The organism is Vibrio sp. 10N.222.49.C9, assembly GCF_041474985.1.
In the GTDB taxonomy this organism is placed as follows: domain Bacteria; phylum Pseudomonadota; class Gammaproteobacteria; order Enterobacterales; family Vibrionaceae; genus Vibrio; species Vibrio crassostreae_C.
Genome location: NZ_JBFRVD010000988.1, coordinates 1 through 235, shown reverse-complemented (window position 1 = coordinate 235; position 235 = coordinate 1). Strand labels below are relative to the sequence as shown.

At 43.8% G+C, this 235-nt stretch carries 1 pseudogene; it reads left to right on the top strand.

What is annotated here, in order from left to right:
• Window positions 1-67 precede the first annotated feature (67 nt).
• Window positions 68-235, top strand: a pseudogene (gene fadA / locus AB4585_RS26560) (acetyl-CoA C-acyltransferase); the annotation flags it as partial.

Below are 235 nucleotides of genomic sequence, written 5' to 3'. Positions count from 1 at the left end.
ATTCTGGCGATAGCTTTTACGCAAACCAACAAGCCACCAGCGTGTAATCAATAAGAGGGATTAGAAAATGAAAAATGTCGTAATTGTTGATTGCATTCGTACTCCAATGGGACGATCTAAGGGTGGTGCCTTCCGTCATGTTCGAGCTGAAGATCTATCTGCTCATCTCATGAAGGGGCTTTTGAAGAGAAACCCAGCGGTTAACCCTAGCGAAATTGAAGATATCTATTGGGGC